Origin of the sequence: Streptomyces sp. KL109B (assembly GCF_030766935.1) — a bacterium.
GTDB lineage: Bacteria > Actinomycetota > Actinomycetes > Streptomycetales > Streptomycetaceae > Streptomyces.
This window is the reverse complement of record NZ_JASERL010000005.1, coordinates 50,169-69,981: the sequence shown is the minus strand read 5'-3', so window position 1 is coordinate 69,981 and position 19,813 is coordinate 50,169. Positions and strand designations below refer to the sequence as shown.

General features: G+C 67.4%; 29 protein-coding genes. All 29 read left to right on the top strand.

Annotation, left to right across the window (positions count from 1 at the left end; all coding sequences use genetic code 11):
- Positions 1-4 precede the first annotated feature (4 nt).
- Positions 5-355: a hypothetical protein gene (locus RBJ65_RS18250; RefSeq protein ID WP_306317235.1), complete on the top strand. Its 351-nt coding sequence runs from the start codon at positions 5-7 to the stop codon at positions 353-355.
- A 139-nt stretch (positions 356-494) separates the two neighbouring features.
- A complete protein-coding gene (locus RBJ65_RS18245) occupies positions 495-713 on the top strand; it encodes a hypothetical protein (RefSeq protein ID WP_306317234.1) in 219 nt (72 codons plus the stop codon).
- A 3-nt stretch (positions 714-716) separates the two neighbouring features.
- Positions 717-1,025 carry a hypothetical protein gene (locus tag RBJ65_RS18240; RefSeq protein WP_306317233.1) on the top strand — a complete coding sequence of 103 codons (309 nt, stop codon included), beginning with the start codon at positions 717-719 and terminating at the stop codon, positions 1,023-1,025.
- The gene (locus tag RBJ65_RS18235) at positions 1,022-1,462 is read left to right on the top strand and encodes a hypothetical protein (RefSeq protein WP_306317232.1); all 441 of its coding nucleotides are present in this window, start codon (positions 1,022-1,024) and stop codon (positions 1,460-1,462) included. The genes RBJ65_RS18240 and RBJ65_RS18235 overlap by 4 nt, the downstream gene beginning before the upstream one ends.
- A 141-nt stretch (positions 1,463-1,603) precedes the next feature.
- Positions 1,604-2,365 (top strand): hypothetical protein, encoded by a 762-nt coding sequence (locus RBJ65_RS18230; protein ID WP_306317231.1) that lies wholly within the window; start codon positions 1,604-1,606, stop codon positions 2,363-2,365.
- 115 nt (positions 2,366-2,480) lie between these two features.
- The gene (locus tag RBJ65_RS18225) at positions 2,481-2,705 is read left to right on the top strand and encodes a MerR family transcriptional regulator (protein ID WP_306317230.1); all 225 of its coding nucleotides are present in this window, start codon (positions 2,481-2,483) and stop codon (positions 2,703-2,705) included.
- Positions 2,706-2,912: 207 nt separating this feature from the next.
- Positions 2,913-3,356 (top strand): hypothetical protein, encoded by a 444-nt coding sequence (locus tag RBJ65_RS18220; RefSeq protein ID WP_306317229.1) that lies wholly within the window; start codon positions 2,913-2,915, stop codon positions 3,354-3,356.
- Complete coding sequence (locus tag RBJ65_RS18215) at positions 3,356-4,288, top strand: hypothetical protein (protein WP_306317228.1); 933 nt, start codon at positions 3,356-3,358, stop codon at positions 4,286-4,288. The genes RBJ65_RS18220 and RBJ65_RS18215 overlap by 1 nt, the downstream gene beginning before the upstream one ends.
- Positions 4,282-4,572 (top strand): hypothetical protein, encoded by a 291-nt coding sequence (locus RBJ65_RS18210; protein ID WP_306317227.1) that lies wholly within the window; start codon positions 4,282-4,284, stop codon positions 4,570-4,572. The genes RBJ65_RS18215 and RBJ65_RS18210 overlap by 7 nt, the downstream gene beginning before the upstream one ends.
- A gap of 36 nt (positions 4,573-4,608) precedes the next feature.
- Complete coding sequence (locus RBJ65_RS18205) at positions 4,609-4,995, top strand: hypothetical protein (protein WP_306317226.1); 387 nt, start codon at positions 4,609-4,611, stop codon at positions 4,993-4,995.
- A gap of 12 nt (positions 4,996-5,007) precedes the next feature.
- Positions 5,008-6,141 carry a hypothetical protein gene (locus RBJ65_RS18200; protein WP_306317225.1) on the top strand — a complete coding sequence of 378 codons (1,134 nt, stop codon included), beginning with the start codon at positions 5,008-5,010 and terminating at the stop codon, positions 6,139-6,141.
- Complete coding sequence (locus RBJ65_RS18195; protein WP_306317224.1) at positions 6,138-7,808, top strand: right-handed parallel beta-helix repeat-containing protein; 1,671 nt, start codon at positions 6,138-6,140, stop codon at positions 7,806-7,808. Before RBJ65_RS18200 ends, RBJ65_RS18195 begins: the two co-directional genes overlap by 4 nt.
- Before the next feature lie 11 nt (positions 7,809-7,819).
- Positions 7,820-8,359, top strand: a complete 540-nt coding sequence (locus tag RBJ65_RS18190; protein ID WP_306317223.1) for a class I SAM-dependent methyltransferase — start codon at positions 7,820-7,822, stop codon at positions 8,357-8,359.
- Complete coding sequence (locus RBJ65_RS18185) at positions 8,356-8,538, top strand: hypothetical protein (protein ID WP_306317222.1); 183 nt, start codon at positions 8,356-8,358, stop codon at positions 8,536-8,538. The genes RBJ65_RS18190 and RBJ65_RS18185 overlap by 4 nt, the downstream gene beginning before the upstream one ends.
- A gap of 400 nt (positions 8,539-8,938) precedes the next feature.
- Positions 8,939-9,127 (top strand): hypothetical protein, encoded by a 189-nt coding sequence (locus RBJ65_RS18180; protein ID WP_306317221.1) that lies wholly within the window; start codon positions 8,939-8,941, stop codon positions 9,125-9,127.
- The gene (locus RBJ65_RS18175; RefSeq protein WP_306317220.1) at positions 9,127-9,435 is read left to right on the top strand and encodes a hypothetical protein; all 309 of its coding nucleotides are present in this window, start codon (positions 9,127-9,129) and stop codon (positions 9,433-9,435) included. The genes RBJ65_RS18180 and RBJ65_RS18175 overlap by 1 nt, the downstream gene beginning before the upstream one ends.
- A 3-nt stretch (positions 9,436-9,438) precedes the next feature.
- Positions 9,439-9,750, top strand: coding sequence for a hypothetical protein (locus RBJ65_RS18170; protein ID WP_306317219.1), 312 nt, complete (start codon positions 9,439-9,441; stop codon positions 9,748-9,750).
- Positions 9,751-10,052: 302 nt separating this feature from the next.
- Positions 10,053-10,337: a hypothetical protein gene (locus RBJ65_RS18165; RefSeq protein WP_306317218.1), complete on the top strand. Its 285-nt coding sequence runs from the start codon at positions 10,053-10,055 to the stop codon at positions 10,335-10,337.
- Complete coding sequence (locus RBJ65_RS18160) at positions 10,337-10,552, top strand: hypothetical protein (RefSeq protein WP_306317217.1); 216 nt, start codon at positions 10,337-10,339, stop codon at positions 10,550-10,552. The genes RBJ65_RS18165 and RBJ65_RS18160 overlap by 1 nt, the downstream gene beginning before the upstream one ends.
- A gap of 995 nt (positions 10,553-11,547) precedes the next feature.
- Complete coding sequence (locus tag RBJ65_RS18155) at positions 11,548-11,898, top strand: hypothetical protein (protein ID WP_306317216.1); 351 nt, start codon at positions 11,548-11,550, stop codon at positions 11,896-11,898.
- Between the two features lie 631 nt (positions 11,899-12,529).
- Positions 12,530-12,664 carry an HNH endonuclease gene (locus RBJ65_RS18150; RefSeq protein ID WP_306317623.1) on the top strand — a complete coding sequence of 45 codons (135 nt, stop codon included), beginning with the start codon at positions 12,530-12,532 and terminating at the stop codon, positions 12,662-12,664.
- A gap of 35 nt (positions 12,665-12,699) precedes the next feature.
- Positions 12,700-12,894: a hypothetical protein gene (locus RBJ65_RS18145; protein WP_306317215.1), complete on the top strand. Its 195-nt coding sequence runs from the start codon at positions 12,700-12,702 to the stop codon at positions 12,892-12,894.
- Positions 12,895-12,918: 24 nt separating this feature from the next.
- Positions 12,919-14,307, top strand: a complete 1,389-nt coding sequence (locus RBJ65_RS18140) for a terminase (RefSeq protein WP_306317214.1) — start codon at positions 12,919-12,921, stop codon at positions 14,305-14,307.
- Positions 14,304-15,767 (top strand): phage portal protein, encoded by a 1,464-nt coding sequence (locus RBJ65_RS18135; RefSeq protein WP_306317213.1) that lies wholly within the window; start codon positions 14,304-14,306, stop codon positions 15,765-15,767. The genes RBJ65_RS18140 and RBJ65_RS18135 overlap by 4 nt, the downstream gene beginning before the upstream one ends.
- Positions 15,748-16,521 (top strand): hypothetical protein, encoded by a 774-nt coding sequence (locus tag RBJ65_RS18130; RefSeq protein WP_306317212.1) that lies wholly within the window; start codon positions 15,748-15,750, stop codon positions 16,519-16,521. Before RBJ65_RS18135 ends, RBJ65_RS18130 begins: the two co-directional genes overlap by 20 nt.
- 63 nt (positions 16,522-16,584) lie before the next feature.
- The gene (locus RBJ65_RS18125; protein WP_306317211.1) at positions 16,585-17,241 is read left to right on the top strand and encodes a hypothetical protein; all 657 of its coding nucleotides are present in this window, start codon (positions 16,585-16,587) and stop codon (positions 17,239-17,241) included.
- A 21-nt stretch (positions 17,242-17,262) separates the two neighbouring features.
- Positions 17,263-18,219, top strand: a complete 957-nt coding sequence (locus RBJ65_RS18120; RefSeq protein ID WP_306317210.1) for a phage major capsid protein — start codon at positions 17,263-17,265, stop codon at positions 18,217-18,219.
- Entirely contained in the window at positions 18,219-19,250 is a 1,032-nt protein-coding gene (locus RBJ65_RS18115; RefSeq protein ID WP_306317209.1) for a glycosyltransferase family 4 protein, read from the top strand. Before RBJ65_RS18120 ends, RBJ65_RS18115 begins: the two co-directional genes overlap by 1 nt.
- Before the next feature lie 8 nt (positions 19,251-19,258).
- The gene (locus RBJ65_RS18110) at positions 19,259-19,672 is read left to right on the top strand and encodes a hypothetical protein (RefSeq protein WP_306317208.1); all 414 of its coding nucleotides are present in this window, start codon (positions 19,259-19,261) and stop codon (positions 19,670-19,672) included.
- Positions 19,673-19,813 lie beyond the last annotated feature (141 nt).

The window sequence follows — 19,813 nt, the reverse complement described above, 5'->3', positions numbered from 1 at the left end:
ACCGGTGAGCACCAACTACTACGCGTTCGGCCCGTTCCCCGGCGGCGACCCGGATGGTGAAGGCCTGCACATCGGCCAGCACGCCTCCGGGCACCGCTTCCTGCTGCGGGCCCACCCCGACATGGGGCTGACCAGCTTCGCGGCGTGGAAGGAATTCCTGGTCCGGCCCGACGTCACGATCCGCGCCGAGTCCGGCTACGAGGTCACGGCACAGGAGATGGGGATGACCATCGTCGAGCGCACCGACGCGCGCGGCTGGCCCCGACAGAAGCGGTTCGGGATCAGGGGAGCGTCCCGGCCTGGCGAGATGGTCGACGCCGAAGGCTACGAACTGTACGACGGTGAGTTCTTCTGATGCCTGCCGCCCCGCCCCGGTCAACGCCTGCCGGGCCGCCGCTGGTTGAGCCTGGGCGGGCGTATGGCTGGTGGGAAGACGACCCGCGCGAGAGCGCACGACGCGACCGCGCCTACTTCGACCGAGACGAGGAGTGATCATGGACCTTGCTGAAGCTCACCGCATCGCGAACGAGGATCTGGTCCTGATTGCAGCACCGGAGGCGGACCGAACTCGCGACCTCCTGAACGCCGCCGTGGCCCGTCGAGATGCGGAAGCTGTGCGCAGCGAAGGCCACACCTGGTCCGGACGCGTCGGCCTCAGCATCCTCGAACTCGCGGACGCCATCGATGCCGCCACCGGCCGAGGCGAGGACTGACCGATGACGACCCTGAAGGCCGCGACCGACATGCTGCGCGCCACCCTGGCCGCCGTTCAGGCCGAACGCGACCAGCGCCTCGGCCTGGTTGACGGACCCGGCGGCCCTGAGTGCGAGTGGGCCGCCTACGAGCGGGCCTGCATGCACGACGCCGTCAACGCGATCCGCGCCGAACGCGGCCTCCCGCCCGTCCCGGTCGACGGCATCATCCGCGCCGACCGGCTCGCCGCAGGGCACTCCGACTACAGCCACAAGTTCGCGTTCTACTGCGCCGAACTCGCCGAGCGCGAGGATGGAGAATTGCCGTCATGAGGCTGCGTCAAGCACACGCCATCTTCGAGGCTGCCACGGCCCTGGAAGCCGCCGGACTCGGCTTCGAACTCTGGCCCCTCCACCACGACGTCCCCGGCACCGCCCCGCACATCACGCGGGACATGATGAACGGGTTCGCAGAGTTCACCGACCCGGACACGCCTGGACGACAGGCCCGCATCTACAACATCGACATCATGCCCGGCCCCGACGACGACACCATCGAGGCGAGCCTCACCTACGGCGGCGGCCCCGACCCGCAGTCGCTGCTCTACAGCAAGTACAGCGTCGCCATGAACGTCCAGGAGGCCGAGCGATTCCGTGCCCTGGTCGGAGCCCAGCTCGCCGAGCGCGTCGTCGAGGAAGTCCTCAAGCACGAGCGGCCGTTCCGGAGCACCTACGAGGAGCGCAGCGGGAAGCCCTGGACTCAGGTCTGACCACCCGCCGTCGAGCCCCAGCCCCGCCGACCGGGCTGGGGCTCACGCATGTTCCTGCGTCATTGGCCTAGCTGTGTCAACCCTTCGGGCATCATTGGCTCAGTGTGACCCCTGCTTCCCGTACCACCCGAGGAGCCGACCGTGCACGACCACCCCACCCAGAAGCCCTGCCCCGGCCCCTGCAACAACGCCTGGCGCCGAGCCGAAACCGTCCTCCAGGAGACCGGTGCCGACCACCTCATCACGCCAGCCTGGGGACAGCCTGTCCAGTGCTACGACTGCGTCGAACGCGCACGGCACCAAGTCGGCGAACTCCCCGAACTCCTCACTCAGATACAACTCGAAGCGATCTACGGCACCCGACCGCAGAACACCGCCACCATCGGAAGCCGGCCCAACGACACCCCCGCCTGGCCCGGCCAAGCCGCCCGGCTCCTCATCGACGCACTCCTCGGGGAGATGGAGGAGCTCGTCGCCGACGTCCTCGTGCAACGCCGCATCTGGCAGGCCGACTTCGACCCCACCCCCACGGGCACCCGTGAAGGCCGCCGGATCAGCTCCGCCTGCAACACGCTGGCCGGACACCTCGACTGGATGATGCAACTACACCCCGCCGCAGGCGAACCCCACGACAACGGCAACGCCAACCCGGGCGGACAGATCCGCCACTGGCACGCCACAGCCCAGCGCTTCACCAAGCAGCATCCGCAACGCGACGTCCGCAAGATGGCGCCCTGCCCCCGATGCAAGGGCCCCTACCTCGCCGAGTCCCGCGACCTCCGCCTCGTCGACGACCGGCCCTACATCGAATGCCGGGACCCGGACTGCCGCCGCATCATGACGAGCGCCGAGTACGACACCTACGTCAAGGCCCTTGCCGCAGTGGTCACTCAGGCCGCTTGACTTCCTGTGCTCTCATGCGTGAAGATCGGTCGCGGATAAGCATGTCCACACATGCTCAAGGCCTCGCCGAACATCAGCGGGGCCTTTCGTCATGTATGGAACGGAGGACGTGACCATGGTCGATCTGTCAGTGGACCTGCAGACAACACTGTGGACCGTCGGCCAAGCAGCCGAGGCGGCCCAGGTGTCCCCGAACGTCGTTCACAACTGGCGGTACCGCGGCCACCTGAAGGTCGCCGGGCGCGACCGCAAGGACCGCCCGATGTTCCGTGCGATCGACGTCATCGCCGCCGAGAAGGCCACCCGCGAGCGGGCCCGACGCACGTACCAGGCCGCCTAACAGCCCCTGCGCACTTGGTGGTCGCGCAGGTCGGGTCTCGTAGCGCCACGCGCTCGGCCCACCGTGTCCGGGCTCTGCTCCGTGGGGGAGCAGAGCCCGGACACCCCAATACGGGCGGTCGGCTCATGCCGCCCACGTCCCGCCGCTCACGCCCCCCGTCGGGCGGCGGGACACCCCAACACCCAGCCTCCCGAGGGGACTCCGGCGATGAACGTCGTCTTCAACGTGGCCCTCGGTAGGGTCGCTCACCTTGCCTCACTGCCCGCCGCGAACGACGGCCTGATCCTCATCCCGTTGGAGGCCAGCGGCCTGGAGACGGACGCCGTGCTCCGCGACAAGGACACGGTCGCTGACGTCGTCGCCGGAAGCACCAACGAGCAGACGACGGTGGGCCGCAAGCCTCTGACCGGCGTCACGGTGACCGTCGACGACACCAACGATCGCGTGAACATCGACGCCGCCGATGTCACCTGGAGCTCACCCACCGGCAACCCCGTCGGAGCCGTCGTCATCTGCTACGACCCCGACACCACAGGCGGAACCGACGCGGACCTGATCCCGCTCACCAAGCACGACGTGACCTGGACACCCGACGGGAACGCGTTCACGCTGACGATCACGGACTTCGCCCGAGTCAACTCGGCCGCCTAGTGGCCGCCTTCAGCGACGACTTCAACCGGCCCGACAGCACCGACCTCGGGCCCGGCTGGGTTGAGGTGTCCGGCGACTGGTCGATCATCGGCGGCAGGCTGGCGCCCGACAACTCAGGCGGGTCGACGATCCTGCGCGCCGCCACACCGATGGAGAGCAGCGACAACTTCTCGCAGTTCACCATCGTCGCCACGACGGCGGCGAGTCAGGGTGTGTGGTGTCGCGGCACGGCGACGTTCAGCAGCGGCTATCTGTGGCGAACCAACGGGTCCTCGTGGGATCTGTTCGCGGTCTCTGGCGGCAGCTTCACCATGATCGGCACCTATGCGGTGCCCGTCGTGCCCGGCGACGTCGCGAAAGTGCAGGCAGTGGGAAGCGTCATCAAGGGCTTCGTCAACGGCATCGAACGCGTCTCCGTCGCCAACACGTCCGTGACTACCGGCACGAACGTCGGGCTCCGCGTCATGGCCGTCAGCAGCCTCCGCTTCGATGACTTCACCGCTGGCGACGTGACCGCAGGGGTGAGCGTTCCGCTCGACCGGGCGGCCGTCACGGAGACAGCTCAGGCGCTGACCGGCGCCAAGACGGCGAGCCTCGGGGGCGGTTCCGCGACCGAGACGGCTTGGCCGCTCACCGGCAGCAAGACGGTCCTGCTCGACGTTGCGCTCGAAGCCGGGACCGCGCAGGCCCTTGCGGGTGTCACGAGTCGAACCCTCGGCCCCGCGGCGGGTGTTGAGACGGCCCTGCCGCTGGCGGGCGCGAAGACCGCCGTCCTCGGCACTGCCGCCGAGACAGCCACGGCCAGGCCGCTCACCTCGGCCGGCCCCGGGATCGACGTGGACATCGACATCACCGTCGGCCCGCCGCACGGTGCGCCCTACGCGGTGGGCCCGCCACAGTCGAGTGGCTGGAAGGCGGGTGCCCCGTGCTGATCCCCGCCACCTCCACCGAGTACCTGCACATCCCCGTCACTGCCCCTGCTGGTGTCGACGTCACCGGCAGCCCGGTGCGGATCGCTGCGGTGGCGCACGGCGACAACCCGGCGCCCGGAGACTGGCAGACCGCCGAATGGGCTGGCAGCACCGCCCGCATCCTTATCGGACCCGACAGTGGCGCGCTCACCCTCACCCGAGGCACCTACCGCGTGTGGATCTCGGTCGACCCTCCCGGCGCCGAAAACCTGGTCCGGCTCGCCGGAACACTCCACATCACCTGACCCCGCGCCACGCGGCGCCCCATCGAAGGAGGCCGCGTGGCCGACAACCTTTCGAACACGGCCGAGAACCTCCTCATGGACTGGCTCAACGGTGTTGGGACACCAACCAGGCCGACAACACCGCTCAAGGTCGCATTGCTCACTGCGATCGGCGACGACGCGACTGCGGGCACCGAAGTTGCCGGCGGCGCCTACACCCGCCAGAGCCTCGCCGTCGCCGCCGCCGCGGGCGGCGCCACGACCAACTCGGCCGACTTGCTGTGGACGGGAATGCCCGCCTGCACGATCGTCGGCTGGGAAATCTGGGACAACGCCTCAACTCCGGTACGGCTCTGGTACGGGCCCCTCGACGCCAGCCAGACCCTGCCCGCCGGATCAGAATTTAAGATCACAGCAGGTGGGTTCGGACTGTCAATCAGCTGACAGGGAGGCACCATGCCGAACCTGTCTACCCTCATCGACACCTTCAACGACGGTGGCATAGGCCCGGACTGGGGCAACGCCTACGGCGGCGTCACCGAAACCGGCGGTAGGGCACGCGTCCCCTGCACCACCGCATACGCCGGCTACCAGACCGCCAACTCGTGGACACTGACCGACGGTGGCTTCTACGTCGCCATCGTCACCCTGCCCGCGGCGGCAGGCGCCACCGAGGCCTACGCGTCCGTGTTCGTGAACGCGCCCGGCATCGAGGAGACCGGCGGACCTCTGTACGGGTGTCGGATCGGGTTCGCCATCAACACTGTGTCGGGGCAACTCCTGTTCAAGAGCGACACGGGATACACCGACCCTGACGCCGTGGCCGTCACCTATTCGGCAACCGACCACCGGTTCCTGCGGCTGAGTGAGGCGGCGGGCACCGTCTCCTGGGACACGTCCCCGGACGGCACCACCTGGACGAACCGCAGGACGCTCGCCACCCCCGCCTGGGTCACCGCTTCCACCGACCAGTGCGCCCTCGACCTGTCCGCGCACCGCGACGCCGGGACAGCCGATTTCGCCGAGTACGACAGCTTCAACACACTCTCCGATGCTGCCGTCTTCACCGGTAGCGCCAGCGGCAGCGCCCAAAGCAATGCCACCGCCACCGGCGCACTCACCGCACTCGGTACCGCCACGGGCGCAGCGCAATCCGGCGCCACCGCCACCGGCATTCCGATCTTTCACGGTGCGGGAAGTGGAAGCGCCCATACCGACGCCACTGTCGTCGCGGCAAGCAGTCAGATCCCGGAGGTGGCAGATATGGCCGCGGGGGACTGGGACCTGTACATCGAGCAAGGCGCGAGCTTCTTGCAGCGGTTCACCGTCGCCAACGACCCTGATTTCACGTGGGCGGGCTGGTCGGCGCGCGCCCAGATCCGCACCTCCGCCTACGCGAGCGGCGAGCTGATCCTCGACCTCACGCCGTTCCTCACGGTCGACGGGGCGACGATCCGTCTCGCCATCCCCGCATCGGTCACCCAGACCCTCACCCGCGACGGACGCTGGGACCTCGAAGTAGTCCTCGGGTCCACGGTCGTCCGGCTCCTGCAGGGCAAAGCAATGATCAGTTTGGAAGTGACACGGTGAAACTCGTCGTCACCGGCGAAACCGGGCCCGACCAGATCAACGTCAACGGCGGGCAGCAGGCCCGCGTCATCGATGTCACCGCCGGGCTCGTCTCCTCCGTCAACGGGCGCACAGGCGGCGTCACCCTCGACGCCGAAGACGTAGGCGCCGACCCGGCAGGTGCGGCAGCAGCCGCCCAGACCGCCGCCGTGACAGCAGCCACCGACACAGCCGCCGCGGACGCGACAGCCAAAATAGCTGCCCACAGCACCGCCGCCGACCCGCACGGAGACCGCGCATACTCCTCTGCGGCGCTCCTGGACCACACAGACGCCACCGACCCGCACGGAGACCGGGCATACGCCGACAGCCTCGTCACCACCGGCGTCACCGACTGGATCAACGTCCGGCGGGGCCCCTACAACGCGCGAGGCAACGGCACCACCGACGACACCGCCGCCATCCAAGCCGCCATCACCACCGCAGCCACCACCGGCAGCGTCGTCTACATCCCGGCAGGCACCTACCGGCTCACCGCCTCCCTCGCCGCCGCCGCAGACAACGTGCAAATCCGGGGCGCCGGAGCAGCCGTGACCGTCCTCGCCCAGTCCAGCACCACCGCGAACGGCATCACCGGCACCGACCGCATCCGTTTCACCCTGTCGGACCTCACCCTGTCCGGGCCCGGCACCGGCACCGGAACCGGCCTGAAACTCGCCCTGGCCGCAGGCGACGCCGTCCCCTACGTGCGGCTCGACAACGTGACCGTAGCCACATTCGGCCTGGACGGCATCGACATCGACACCCCCATCGTGTCGACATTCACGGGCGTCATCGCGGTCAGCAACAAACGGCACGGCTTCAACATCCACTCCACCGGATCGTCGACATCCTGCACATTCACCGGCTGCTACGCCAACAACAACGGGCAGATCGGCTACAACCTGCCCCGCCTGTTCTACTCCGCCCTCTCCGGGTGCGCCGCCGACAGCAACGGGCTTGGCTACCTGCTGACGACCTGCAGCGCCGTCACCCTCACCGGCTGCGGCGCCGAAGCCACCGTCGCGAAGAACGGGCAGGACGGCACCCCCTTCAAAATCGTGTCGTCGGAAGGGATCACCCTCTCCGGCTGCTCCGTCTCCAACAACGCCACCACCGGCATCTGGCTCGCCGGCACTGGCAACGCCCACCTCATCCACGGCTGTGTCGAACAATCCACGAGCGGTACCCCTGCTGCGTTCGTGCGCGTCGACCCCGACGTGTCCGCCACACTGATCTCGCATGCCCACGTCACCCCCAACGTGCTGCAAGGCACCGTCACCCAGATTGACCAAGGCGCCGGCCAGCTCAACCTGCCCGGCTACCTCTACGGCGCCAGCAGCATCGAGGCGGCCGGACACCTCATCTCCAGCGGCAACCTCTCCCTGCTGGCACCCGGTTCCGGCATCAACATCGCCGAAGGCGCCAACGCCCGTCTGGGCGTGGCCACGCTCGCCGCCGGAACGCGCGTCGTGAACACCACCGCCGTCACCGCCGGTTCACGGATCTTCCTCACCTGTCAGACACCCGGTGGCACTCCCGGATGGCTGCGCGTCTCCGCCCGCACCGCCGGAACCTCATTCACGATCACCAGTTCCAGCGGCAGCGACACATCCGTCGTCGCCTGGATGATCGTCCAGCCCGCGTAAGGAGACCCGTCATGCCCACTTCCGACGTCGAGGGCAAGGACTGGTCCCTCGAACGGTTCAAGCGCCACCTCCCCGACACCGTCACCGACATCGGACCCGGTGAAGGCACCTACGCGCGCCTCTTCCGGCCCGTCCACGAAGGCGTGTGGTGGACCGGCATCGAAGTGCACAAGCCCTTCGTGGCCAAGTACAAGCTGAAGTCCACGAAGACGCGGAAGATGTACGACGAGATCCACGTCGAAGACGCGCGCGAGAGCGAAGAGCACCTCTTCTACCGCGACCTCGTGATCTTCGGCGACGTTCTGGAGCACGTCGAACGCGACGAAGCCGTGGCCCTGCTCCAGCGTGCGGTCGCCGCCGGGGCGTGGAACATCCTCGTCTCCGTGCCGATCGTCGAGTCCGTACAGGGTGAGGTCGACGGCAACCCGCACGAGGCGCACGTCCACCAGTGGGATGCCGACGACATGGACGCCGTCATGGCCGGACTCGGCGGCAACGTCGACAGCTTCAAGGGCTCGACGCTCGGATGCTGGTGGTGGAGCCGGACGTGAAGCCAGACTACGCGCTTATCGACCGGCTCGAACGCGAACTCGGCATCGGACAGGAGCCGAAGTCGCAGCGCAGCTCGGGTATCGCCCTACCGATCTGCCTGATCAAGGACTGCAGCGGCAGCGACTACCAACTTCAGACCTGGCCGGGCATCGTGCTCCGCCGCATCCACGAACACTGACCCCACGGAAGGCCCGCGCCCATGGCCCGCTATCAGGTCACGCTCACCATGAGGCCACCGTCGTGGATCGAACGCCTCTGGTACCGGAGCCTCGGCATTCGACCGCCCCTCGCATGCTGTGCGCCGAAGCATCGAGAAGCATGGGTGCGACTCCTGCCGCAGGCTTGGACGCGCATCCACGAGAGGTACGCGCGAACCAACGGCTTCTTCTGGCTGCCCTGCGTTCTCTGCTCGCGCCCCTACGGCGGACACCAAAGCGGCGGCAGAATCCCCGACCCCGAGTACGGGCCCGGCTCCGGACGCAGCATCGGCATCTGCCCGCGCTGCACCCGGCGCGGACGGCACATCGAACTCGGCGACGAAGACTGCCCCACCATCTGACCACCAGGAGCCCGCGCCCATGGCCACCTACACGATCAACTACCTGAGCGGCGACACAGAGACCGTCGAAGCCGACGGCGTCGAGTACGACACCGAAGCCCAGGACTACGTCCTCGCCCACTCAAAAGTGGCGGCCCACATCGCCATAGTCCCCCGCGCCAACGTCCGCAGCATCGTCCGCCAGGACAACGAGGCGGTGAACGGCTGATGGCACGCCTGCAGATCCTCGAACTCCCCATGGTCCACAACGGAGACCAGACCGAAACCCCGTTCATCCTCGTCATCGACGACTGGACCGTCGACACGATGGAAGAACGTGCGGCGATCAATGCGTACTGGGACGACTTCGCGCAGAAGATCGGAGCGCGCGGAGTCCTCTGCTCCGATCGCACCATCGACATCCCCGCCAACGACCTCACCCTGCCGAGCACCGACAGCCACGACCAGGGCGACAGTGACACGACGCCCATCCAGGAAGACCTCTTCCGAAAGATCACCGCGAAGGCAGGGGAGTAGACGATGAGCGGCGGCTCCTTCAACTACCTCTGCTACGTGCAAGACCTTGAAGACCTTCGCTCCCAGCGCCACGACCTCGAAGACATGGCCTCCCGGCTCGCCGGCCTCGGCTACGCCCAAGACGCCGCACGCGAGACCGAAGAACTCCTCCTCCTGCTCCGGCAATGGGAAGTCAGGGCCACCGCCCGCGTGGCGCGCCTCACCGACGTGTGGAAGGCCGTCGAGTGGTGGGACTCCAGCGACAGCGGCGAAGACGGCGTCCACGAAGCGCTCGCCAAGTATCGCAACGACACCGACGGACTCCCGACGCCATGAGCGGCGGCTGGCAGAACTCCGGGCGTAAGCAGCGGCTGCCATCTGGCTGGCCGAAGATACGGGCGCGGATCCTGGAACGCGACAAGACGTGCGTCCTCTGCGGAGTACGGCCCAGCCGCTTCTGCGATCACATAGTGCCCAAGGCCGACCTCAACGGAGACGCGGATCTCCAAGGTGTCTGTGGGCCCTGCCATGACCAGAAGTCCAGCCGCGAGGGCAACGAAGCACAGCGCGCCAACCCCAGGCCCGGACGGCAACGCCCGCAAGAACCCCACCCAGGACTCCGCTGAAAGGCCCGCGCCATGGCAGACCTGACCACCGCACAACGACTCTCCGCCTACGCCGACGAACTCACGGACGCCGGACTCGACAGCGCCCTCGTCGAAGACATCGTCCGAGACGCAGCCCGCGCCATCCACGAGAACGACGGCGAACCCACCGTCCAGGCAGACATCGACGAGACCAACCCCGTCATTGGATCCGTCACCATCGAGCTCAAGCCTCAGCTCAACGAGGCCTCCCTGGAACGGACCGTCGCGGCCGTGCACGACACGATCACCCAGGCGCAGCAGACGGCACCGAGCTGATGCCCGCCTACCTGATCGTCCACGCCGAACGCCGCGGCGACGACACCCTCATCGAAGACGACGCGCTCACCGTCCAGTTCGACCCGCACTGGGTCACCCTCTTCGACAACACCGGGACCTGCTTTGCAGCACCACGCGAAAAGATCCATGCGGTCATCCGGGTAGACCCTGAAGAAGACCCCGAACTCCTGGAGCCCGCGCCGCAAAAGGAGTGAGCACCGTGGCAAGCAAGGGACGCGGCAGCCGGCGCAACCGCGGCAACGCCGAGACGCTCCGCCGGTACTGGAGCAGCGGGCCCGGCGCAGCCAAGATCCGCTGGGGGACACCGGGAGACTGGACCCGCTGTAACAGGCAGCTGTCCAAGTACCTCGGAGCGCGAGCCAAGGGTTACTGCCAGCTCATGCACATCCGGAACACAGGTGTCGCGACAGGCAGTCGACTCAATCCCGGAAGGCGCAAGCGGTGACCGACACGCTTCACGTCACGCCACTGTGCGACCAGGTCGGGCACGACACCGGCACGGCCGAGCCGGACTGCGTGTGCGGACCCGAGGTCAGGCCGGCTCCACAGGAGGATGGGTCGATGGGATGGCTGCTGGTACACCACTCCCTCGACGGCAGGGAGCAACGCCAAAGCTGACGGTCAGGCGAGGCATGAGGGTAATGCCGAGCAGGGCACAGGCCACCACCCACCCACCACTCGAGGGGCACCGGCATGGGGGAGTGGTCGGCCGGCGTGGCAGGCAGGGTGATGCGGTCGTGCTCATGGTCATCGTGTCTGTGAGCATCGATCGTTGAGCTTGATCGATTTATGTTGATCAATTTGTTCTTGATCGAAAGATTGAAGATCAATTGATGAAGATCGAAAGAGGTTCAAGACCGTAGACGGCTCAAGATCGGTCGTCGTCGAGGCGCCTCGATCCAGGCTTGGTTGACCTGGATCCAAATCGAGCCGACCTTGATCGCTCAGCCCTGTGATCACCTGGGCCAGGATCCCCCAACGCGATCTTCAGGGATCGGGGCCGTATACGCGCTAAGGCCGGGGACGGGTCTGGGGACTTTCGATCATTGAGGGGGTGAGGCTAGTGGCTGGCCGTGGACCTCAGCCCAAGGACCCCTCTCGGCGAGCGCGCGGAAACAAGGACCCCATCGACCAGACGGTTCTTCGCTTCGAGCACGCGGAGCCTCCTGAGCTGCCGACACTGTCGGTATTGAAGGACGGCGAACTCGTCGAGTACGCGTGGCCGGCGCGGACCCTGGACTGGTGGGAGATGTGGAAGGCGTCGCCTCAGGCGGAGCACTTCTCGTCGACGGACTGGGACTTCCTCTTGGACACCGCGGTGGTCCACGCCCGGCTGTGGTCGGGGGAGATGTCGGCCGCCGGGGAGCTCCGGCTTCGGGTGGCCAAGTTCGGTGCGACGCCGGAAGACCGGGCCCGTCTGCGCATGCAGTTCGCCCAGGCAGACGAGGCGGACGGCAAGCGGCCGGAGGGTGGCAGAACGGCTCGGGAACGGCGCGGCGTACTGCGCGCTCTGCCGCCCCCAGATGAGGTGAGCGGATAGACTCAACTGCAAGAACCCCGGCGGTAGTTGGAGCTACCCCGGGGTCGTGGCCAACCTGGTGAGAGGTTGACGTGAGTCAGCTTACCTGCGTCATTTGCGCTGCCCCCTTTGAGGGCCGGAGACCATCGAAGTACTGCACGCCACGCTGCAAGTGGACTGCAGCCAATCGGAAGCGTTATAAGCGTCCAGAGCGACTCTGTCCTGGTTGTGGGGACGACCTCACGGATCAGCATGGGCGGGTCAAGTACTGCTCTCAGGCGTGCCGGAGATGGATCACTAACGGGCATACCGAGCTACGGGCGCCAGCTGCGTCGTGCAAGATCTGCAGTCGTCCCTTGGTCAACATGAGGTCGAACGCGATCTACTGCTCGCGCGCGTGCAAGCTACGGGCCTCCGAGTTGCGGCGCGATCGGGACGACGCGGCGCGATACGTGGTTGAGAGGGATCGCCGACGGGCTTACGCCGTCGCATACAGCAAGGCGAATCCGCATGTCGGTCGTGCCGCACGGAATCGCCGAAAGGCTTGGAAGAGGGAAGCGGGGTCTTCGTCGTAACGGGCGAAGAGTGGCGCCGCCTCTGTGTGCGCTACAGAAACCGTTGCGCCTACTGCGGCGAGCGCGCGCCACTGACCATGGATCACGTCATACCCCTGTCGAAGGGTGGGCGTCACGCCATCGGAAATCTCATGCCTGCGTGCATGCCTTGCAACATGTCGAAGTCCGCTTCATTCCTGTCCGTCTGGAGAGCCAAGCGTCAAAGGGGGTGATTCCCATCCCCTGGAAGCCGTCTGAACCTGGAGCGGTGCCGACTTTGGGCTACGAGGTCATCGATTGGATCTCTGAGTTCCTGGCAGCACCCGACCGTGGCGAGTATGAACCGTTCCTGCTGTATCCGGAGCAAGAAGACTTCGTCCTCCGCTACTACGAGATCGATCCGCGAACCGGCAAGCGCAAGTACCGCCGTGGCGTCATCTCTCGTCCCAGAGGGTGGGGTTGAGGAAAGTCTCCATTCCTCGCAGCTTTGGCGATCGTGGAGGCACTCGGCCCCGTGGTGCCGGACGGCTGGGACGCCAAAGGCCAGCCAGTCGGGAAACCGTGGTCGGAGGTGCGGACCCCGCTGGTGCAGATAGCCGCGGTGTCGGAGACGCAGACGAAGAACACCTGGGCGCCGCTACTGGAGATGTTGCAAGGGCCGGTAATCGACGCCTATCCGGGGCTGGAGCCGCTGGACACGTTCGTGAACTTGCCGCGCGGGCGCATCGAGCCGATCACCTCATCGGCGCGCACAGTGAAGGGCAACAAGCCGGTGTTCGCGGTGCTAGACCAGACCGAGGAGTGGGTGCGGTCCAACCGTGGGAACCGGCTGGCGGAGACGATGCGGATCAACGCAGCGAAGGTCGGCGGCACGACGATCGAGTCACCGAACGCCTTCATCCCCGGCGAGGGCAGCGTGGCCGAGGAGTCCGCAGCCTTCTGGGGAAAGATCCGCGAGGGGCGGGCCCGCGACGATGGTCTGTACTACGACCACCGCGAGGCTCCGGCTGAGACGGACATGACGGACCGTCAGTCTCTGACGGCCGGTCTCGCTTACACCTACGGCGACTCGGCGGACCGCAATGGCGGACACGTCGACCTAGATACCATCGTTGCGACGATCTGGGACCCGAGCACGGACCCCCAGACGGCGCGCGCAGACTTCCTGAACCAGATCACGCACGCCTCCGACTCGTGGATCTCACAGCCGGAATGGGCTGGCGTAAGCGCGGCGGACAAGGTCATCGGCCAAGGCGAGGAGATAGTCCTCGGCTTCGACGGATCCCGCCGCCGAAACCGCGGCGTCACCGACGCAACCGCTCTGGTGGGCTGCCGCGTCTCGGACGGACACCTCTTCCTGCTGGGCTGCTGGGAGCAGCCGGACGGGCCATTCGGCCAGGACTGGCAGGTTCCCACGGTGGAGGTGCTGGCGACGGTCGAGGAGACGTTTCGCGACTACAAGGTCGTCGGCATGTACGCGGACCCGGCGCGCTGGGAATCGCATGTAGCGAAGTGGGAGGCGGACCACGGCCGGCGCCTGAAGCTGAAGGCGTCGACGCAGCACCCCATCGAGTGGTGGATGACCGGTGGGCGCTCGCACCAGATCGTGCGCGCCCTGGAGAAGTTCCGGTCGAGCGTTGTCGACGGCGAGCTCACGCATGACGGATCGAGTGTGCTGATGCGCCACGTCCTCAACGCCCGCCGGCGGGAGTCGCGAAGCGGCATCCAGATCATGAAGGAACATCCCGACAGTCCGAAGAAGATCGACGCAGCGATTGCAGCGGTGCTTGCCTGGCAGGCCCGTGTGGACGCCATGGCCAAGGGGCTCGGCAAGAAGAAGGCCGGCAAGTCGGGACGGGTGGTGGTGCTGCGATGACCGTATCCATCCCGGATCTTCCGCTGCTGACGTTGTCGGATGACGAGTTGGCGCTCATCAACGTGCTGCGCGCGGACATGCTGCGGGACCGCTGGGAGCTTCAGCTCCGGGACGCCTACTTCAACGGCGAGCAGCTTGTCCGCGACCTGGGAATTTCGATCCCTCCCCAACTCAAGGGCCTGCACACCGTGATCGGCTGGCCGCGGGTTGGTGTCGAAAGCCTGGAGGAGCGCCTCGACTTGGAGGCGTTCCGGTGGGCTGACGGGTCGGACTCGTCGGAGCTGCGGGAGATCGCGGACGCCAACGAGCTGTTCGACGAGTCGAGCCTCGCGCACCTGGACTCGCTGGTGTACGGCCGCGAGTACCTGGCGGTGGGCTCTGGGGACTGCGGCGATGACTGCCCGCCGCTGATCTCGGTGGAGTCGCCGCTCGACATGACGCTGATGTGGGACGCCCGGCTGCGTATGGGCACGGCGGCGCTCCGGGAGTGTCAGGCGGACTCGTTCGTCGAGTCCGGTCCGGACGAACGCATGCTGGTGCTCTACCTGCCGGATCAGACCGTGATGTGCCTGCCGTCGGAGTCTGGCGGCTGGGAGGTCGTCGACCGGGACATGCACAACCTCGGCATCGTGCCGGTGGTGCGAATGGCGAACCGTCAGCGCACCGCTGACCGGATCGGGAAGTCCGAGATCACGCCCGAGGTCATGTCGATCACGGACGCTGCATGCCGGCGCCTCATGGGGATGGAAGTCGCCGCCGAGTTCTTCGGGGCTCCGCAGCGGTACATCCTCGGCGCCTCCGAGTCGGCGTTCCAGGACGCGGACGGTACGGCGAAGTCCGCGTGGGAGACGTACATCGGCCGCGTCCTCGCGTTGGAGCGGGACGAGGACGGCAATGTTCCGACGGTGGGGCAGTTCGCGGCGCATGACCCGACAGCGATGACCCGGATCATCGACCTGTACGCGCGGATCATGTCGAGCCAGTTCGGTCTGCCGCCGCACATGCTCGGCTACACCACCGACAATCCCGCCTCCGCGGACGCCATCCGGTCCACGGAAGCCAAGCTGGTGAAGCGGTCCGAGCGCCGCATCCGCAGGTACGGGGCGGCGTGGCAGCAGGCGATGCGCCTCGCCCTGTGGGTCCGCGACGGGGAGCCGCCGGAGAAGTCCCGCCGTATCGAGACGGTGTGGCGCAACCCTGCGACACCGACTGTCGCCGCGCAGGCGGACGCCACCGTGAAGCTGGTCCAGGCGGGCATCCTGCCCGCAGACTCCGACGTCACGTTGGAGATGGCCGGACTCACCGAAGGCCAGCGGCAGCGTGTGACTGCCGACCGACGGCGCTCCGGTGCCGCGGCATCTGGCGGACAGCTCATGGATCGTCTGGCTGCTCTCAACAGTCAGTCCGAGGCGGCCTTGCCGGACGCCCGGGAGGTGACCGGTGGCGACGGCGGCCTCTGACGGTGGGCAGGACGCGGAACGCTATCGGGCGGCTCAGCTCGGCTTGACCCGGCTTCTCGTGCGGGACGTCCGCGGGCTGCGACGCCTGATCATCCCGGCGCGGCTTCGCCAGTCGATTCCGGACTGGATCACGGCCATGCAGGCGGTGATCGACCAGTACGCGACGACGTCAGCCGCTCTCGGCGCTGAGTTCTACGACGGGCAGCGCGCCGCGGCAGGCGTGCCAGGCTCGTTCACCGTTCCCGTGGCGGACCCACCGCCTGCCGAGAAGTCCGAGTCGAGCCTGCGGTGGGCCATGAAGGACGTCTGGGACCGCCCGCCCGAGCAGGCGACCGATGCGCAGCTGCAGCCGCTGGACACACGGCTGGAGCAGGCTGCGAAGAAGGCTGAACAGGTCGCGCAGAAGCTGGTTGCCGACACGGGACGGGACACAGTTCGGGAAGCGGTCAGGCAGGACAGTCAGGCCACCGCGTGGGCGCGGTCGGCGGCACTGGGTGCATGCGCCTTCTGCAAGTTGATCGCGTCGCGGGGGTCCGTGTTCAAGCAGGACACCGTCAAGTTCCGTGCCCACGATGGCTGCCACTGCGGCGTAATCCCTGTCTTCAGGGGGCAGCGCTTCGAGCTGTCGCCGCACGCCGCCGAATGGGCGCGGATCTATCAGGAGTATGCGGCCCCCCATCCGGGCGGGCAGCTACGACGCTTCCGGGCCGCGCTGGCGGAGCACGACTCCAACCCACTCCCCGGATCTATCTGATCAACAAGGTCGCCCTGGTGGCGGCCTTTCTCATTTCCACAGCCCCTGGAGGGCCGATTCGTCATGTCTGAAGAGACTGAGCAGAGCAGCGAGCAGCAGGAGTCCGGCGCCGAGGAGACCGTCGAGGAGACGGTGCCCGAGGAGAACGACACCGAGACCAGGGATGGCGCCCAGGAGGCGGAGTCCGAGGCCGAGGAGAAGCCGTTCGACCGGAAGCAGGCTGAGGCGAAGATCCGGAAGGCGAACCAGGAGGCCAAGAACCTCCGGCAGCGTCTGAAGGAGCTGGAGCCGAAGGCTCAGGAGCTGCAGCGCATCAAGGACGCCGAGAAGTCGGAGTCCGAGCGCCTCAACGACCAGCTCACCCGCGCCAACGAGCAGATCACCAAGACCCGTACCCGCCTCGTCGAGGCGCGAGTGCAGGCCCTGGCGAACTCGCCGGTGGAGGGCGTGCGCGCGGCGTTCGCCGACTCGAGCGACGCGGTCGGCCAGTTGGATCTCCAGTCGTACATCGACGAGTCGGGTGACATCGACGAGGCCGCCATTGAGGCGGACCTTCAGGCGCTGTTGGAGCGCAAGCCGCACTGGGCGCGAGTCCAGCCCCCGGAGGGCCCGCGGCGTCCCGCACCGGATCGCACTCAGGCGTCCGGCGCCAACCGAACCAAGGCCCCCAACCCGGAAGATGAATTCGCCGGGTGGCTGAAGGCGCAGCTCAAGCAGTAGCTGCCCGGAAAGTAGGAACCCATGGCGGCTACGGCCCCTATCACCCTGTCCAGCGTCAATGCGTCGCTGCTTCCCCGCACGATCACGGCGCCCATCTTCGAGAAGTCGGTCGAGCAGTCCGCGGTGATGGCACTCGCGCGCCGCGCCCCGCTGGCGATCGACGCGACGACGTCGGTGCCGATCCCGATGGACGTGCCGACCGCCGACTGGGTCGGCCAGGCGGCGAAGAAGCCGCTGTCGACGTCCAGCGTCGGCGTGAAGCAGATGACGGCGAAGAAGCTCGCCGTCCTCATCCCGGTCGCCGAAGAGGTCGCGATGACCAACGCTGGTGGCCTGTATGAGCAGCTGCAGCGGGATCTCCCGACGGCGTTCGCGAGGGCCTTCGACCACGCGGCGATCCACGGCAAGACGATGAAGGGCTCGGCCGGCCCGTTCGACGACTACCTGGCCGAGACCACCAATGCGGTGGAGCTGGGTACGGCCACGCAGGGCACTGGTGGTATCTGGACCGACCTGGTGACCGGCATGGAGAAGGTCATCGATGCGGACTGGGACTACACCGGTACGGTCGCGGACCACCGGCTGAAGCCGAAGCTGCTCCTCGCCACGGATACGACGGGGCGGCCGATCCTGGTGGACACGGTCACGCCGGGCACGAACATGGCGGCGGCGGGCACCCTGGTCGGTGAGCCGCTGGCCTACTCCCGTTCGGTGTCGGGCAAGCAGCGTCGCCAGTCGGCGTCGGTGGACTCCGGGCTGCGCGCGATCGGCGGTGACTTTTCCCAGGCGGCGTTTGGCGTGGGATTGGACGTCACCGTGAGGATCTCCAAGGAGGCGACCTACGTGGACGAGGACGGCGGCGTCCACTCGGCGTTCCAGGAGAACCTGGTGCTGATCCTGGCCGAGGCGTTCTACGGCTACGTGCAGGGTGACGCCCAGGCGTTCGTGAAGTTCACCGGCGAACCGTCGGGGTCCTGATGGTGGCCGTCCCGGCTTCCGCGCCGGGCGGGACGGCCAAGCCGCTGCAGATCGTGGCCCGGGTTCATGCGATGCCGCCACAGCACAATGCGGGTGCCGAGCACATGCTCGTGTCGATGCTGCGTCCGTTGGTGGAGCGTGGTCACGACGTGTCGGTGTGGCTGTCCCGCTACGGGCAGGCCCACAAGGAGTACGAGTACCGCGGCATCAGGGTTGTTCCCTTGGAGTCGCGGCTCGACTTCCCGTCGGCGGTGCGGCGGGCGAGTGTGCTGCTGGCGCATCTGGAGACGGTGCCGTCGACTGCTTCGCTTGCTCGCGGGTACGGCAAGCCGCTGGTCGTGTTGTGTCACAACACGCACGGGCCGACGTTCCGTGACATGGCGTCGGGTGGGACCGCGTTGGCGGTCTACAACTCGCTGTGGATGCAGAACGAGGCGGAGGTCCACTTCGCCGAGTTCCCGAAATCCACCCGTCCCGCAGCGTCGCTGATCGTGCGGCCTCCGGTGTTCGCCGACGAGTATGCGACGAAGCCCGGCAAGGCCATCACGCTCGTCAACTGCAACCCGGAGAAGGGCGGGAAGGTGCTCGACGCGCTGGCCCGCCGCATGCCGGATCAGCAGTTCCTGGCAGTGCGCGGCGCTTACGGCGAGCAGATCCTCCCGGACCTGCCGAACGTCGAGGTCGTCAAGCACGTCGACGGCGCCGACATGCGGGAGAAGGTGTACGCCCGCACGAAGGTGCTGCTCATGCCCAGCTCTTACGAGTCGTGGGGGCGCGCCGGCGTCGAGGCGCTTGCGAGCGGTATCCCCGTGGTCGCGCACCCCACCCCTGGGCTGTGCGAGTCGTTGGGTGAGGCGGGCGTGTTCGTCGACCGCAACGATGTCGACGGCTACGAGGCGGTCCTGCGGAAGCTGCTGGCGCCTGCCGAGTACCGGCTGGCATCGAAGCGCGCGAAGGCCCGCAGTGCCGAGCTCGACCCTGCCGCCGACCTGGCTGCCTGGTGTAGCGCCATCGAGGGTCTCAAGGGCTAGGAGGCGCCGTGGCATTCGTTCCTCCGACCGCCGAGCAGCTCGGCCTCTATCTGGGGCTCGGCGAGATCGACGGCGACCGGGCCGACCTGCTCATCACCTCGGCTGTCGGCTTGTGCCAGACCGTGGTGAAGCCGCTGCCGGAGGGCGCGGAGGCAGTCGTCCTGTCAGTGGCCGGCCGCGCCTACGTGAACCCCCAGCAGGTGTCCTACGAGACGATCGGCCCGATGTCGGTACAGAGACCGACCGGTTCGGGCGGCCTGTACCTGACGAAGAACGACAAGGCCGCACTGAAGAGCCTCGCTGGTCGAGGTGGAGCGTTCACCGTCGATCCGACACCTTCGACCGCTGATCCGTCGCCGACGTGGCCGATCGACGTGGACGGTTTCCCGGATGAGTTCGAGCCGGGCTGGGGGTACCCCTGATGCCTGCTCCTGGCGCCTACCCGTTCGGGGAGACGGTGGTGCGGCTTCGCCGTGGGCCGTCGCCTGGCCGTGACGGCAGGGGACAGCCCATTCCCGGTCCGCTGCTGGAGTTGCCTGTTCAGGGCGTTGTCGTGACGCCTC

Excerpts from the sequence above, each read along its gene's own strand:
- RBJ65_RS18115 (WP_306317209.1), top strand. The coding sequence starts at position 18,219 with ATGGTGGCCGTCCCGGCTTCCGCGCCGGGCGGGACGGCCAAGCCGCTG.
- RBJ65_RS18175 (WP_306317220.1), top strand. The coding sequence starts at position 9,127 with ATGGCACGCCTGCAGATCCTCGAACTCCCCATGGTCCACAACGGAGAC.
- RBJ65_RS18180 (WP_306317221.1), top strand. The coding sequence starts at position 8,939 with ATGGCCACCTACACGATCAACTACCTGAGCGGCGACACAGAGACCGTC.
- RBJ65_RS18190 (WP_306317223.1), top strand. The coding sequence starts at position 7,820 with ATGCCCACTTCCGACGTCGAGGGCAAGGACTGGTCCCTCGAACGGTTC.
- RBJ65_RS18120 (WP_306317210.1), top strand. The coding sequence starts at position 17,263 with ATGGCGGCTACGGCCCCTATCACCCTGTCCAGCGTCAATGCGTCGCTG.
- RBJ65_RS18245 (WP_306317234.1), top strand. The coding sequence starts at position 495 with ATGGACCTTGCTGAAGCTCACCGCATCGCGAACGAGGATCTGGTCCTG.
- RBJ65_RS18225 (WP_306317230.1), top strand. The coding sequence starts at position 2,481 with ATGGTCGATCTGTCAGTGGACCTGCAGACAACACTGTGGACCGTCGGC.
- RBJ65_RS18125 (WP_306317211.1), top strand. The coding sequence starts at position 16,585 with ATGTCTGAAGAGACTGAGCAGAGCAGCGAGCAGCAGGAGTCCGGCGCC.
- RBJ65_RS18160 (WP_306317217.1), top strand. The coding sequence starts at position 10,337 with ATGCCCGCCTACCTGATCGTCCACGCCGAACGCCGCGGCGACGACACC.
- RBJ65_RS18235 (WP_306317232.1), top strand. The coding sequence starts at position 1,022 with ATGAGGCTGCGTCAAGCACACGCCATCTTCGAGGCTGCCACGGCCCTG.
- RBJ65_RS18200 (WP_306317225.1), top strand. The coding sequence starts at position 5,008 with ATGCCGAACCTGTCTACCCTCATCGACACCTTCAACGACGGTGGCATA.
- RBJ65_RS18150 (WP_306317623.1), top strand. The coding sequence starts at position 12,530 with ATGGATCACGTCATACCCCTGTCGAAGGGTGGGCGTCACGCCATCGGA.
- RBJ65_RS18220 (WP_306317229.1), top strand. The coding sequence starts at position 2,913 with ATGAACGTCGTCTTCAACGTGGCCCTCGGTAGGGTCGCTCACCTTGCC.
- RBJ65_RS18135 (WP_306317213.1), top strand. The coding sequence starts at position 14,304 with ATGACCGTATCCATCCCGGATCTTCCGCTGCTGACGTTGTCGGATGAC.
- RBJ65_RS18240 (WP_306317233.1), top strand. The coding sequence starts at position 717 with ATGACGACCCTGAAGGCCGCGACCGACATGCTGCGCGCCACCCTGGCC.
- RBJ65_RS18170 (WP_306317219.1), top strand. The coding sequence starts at position 9,439 with ATGAGCGGCGGCTCCTTCAACTACCTCTGCTACGTGCAAGACCTTGAA.
- RBJ65_RS18165 (WP_306317218.1), top strand. The coding sequence starts at position 10,053 with ATGGCAGACCTGACCACCGCACAACGACTCTCCGCCTACGCCGACGAA.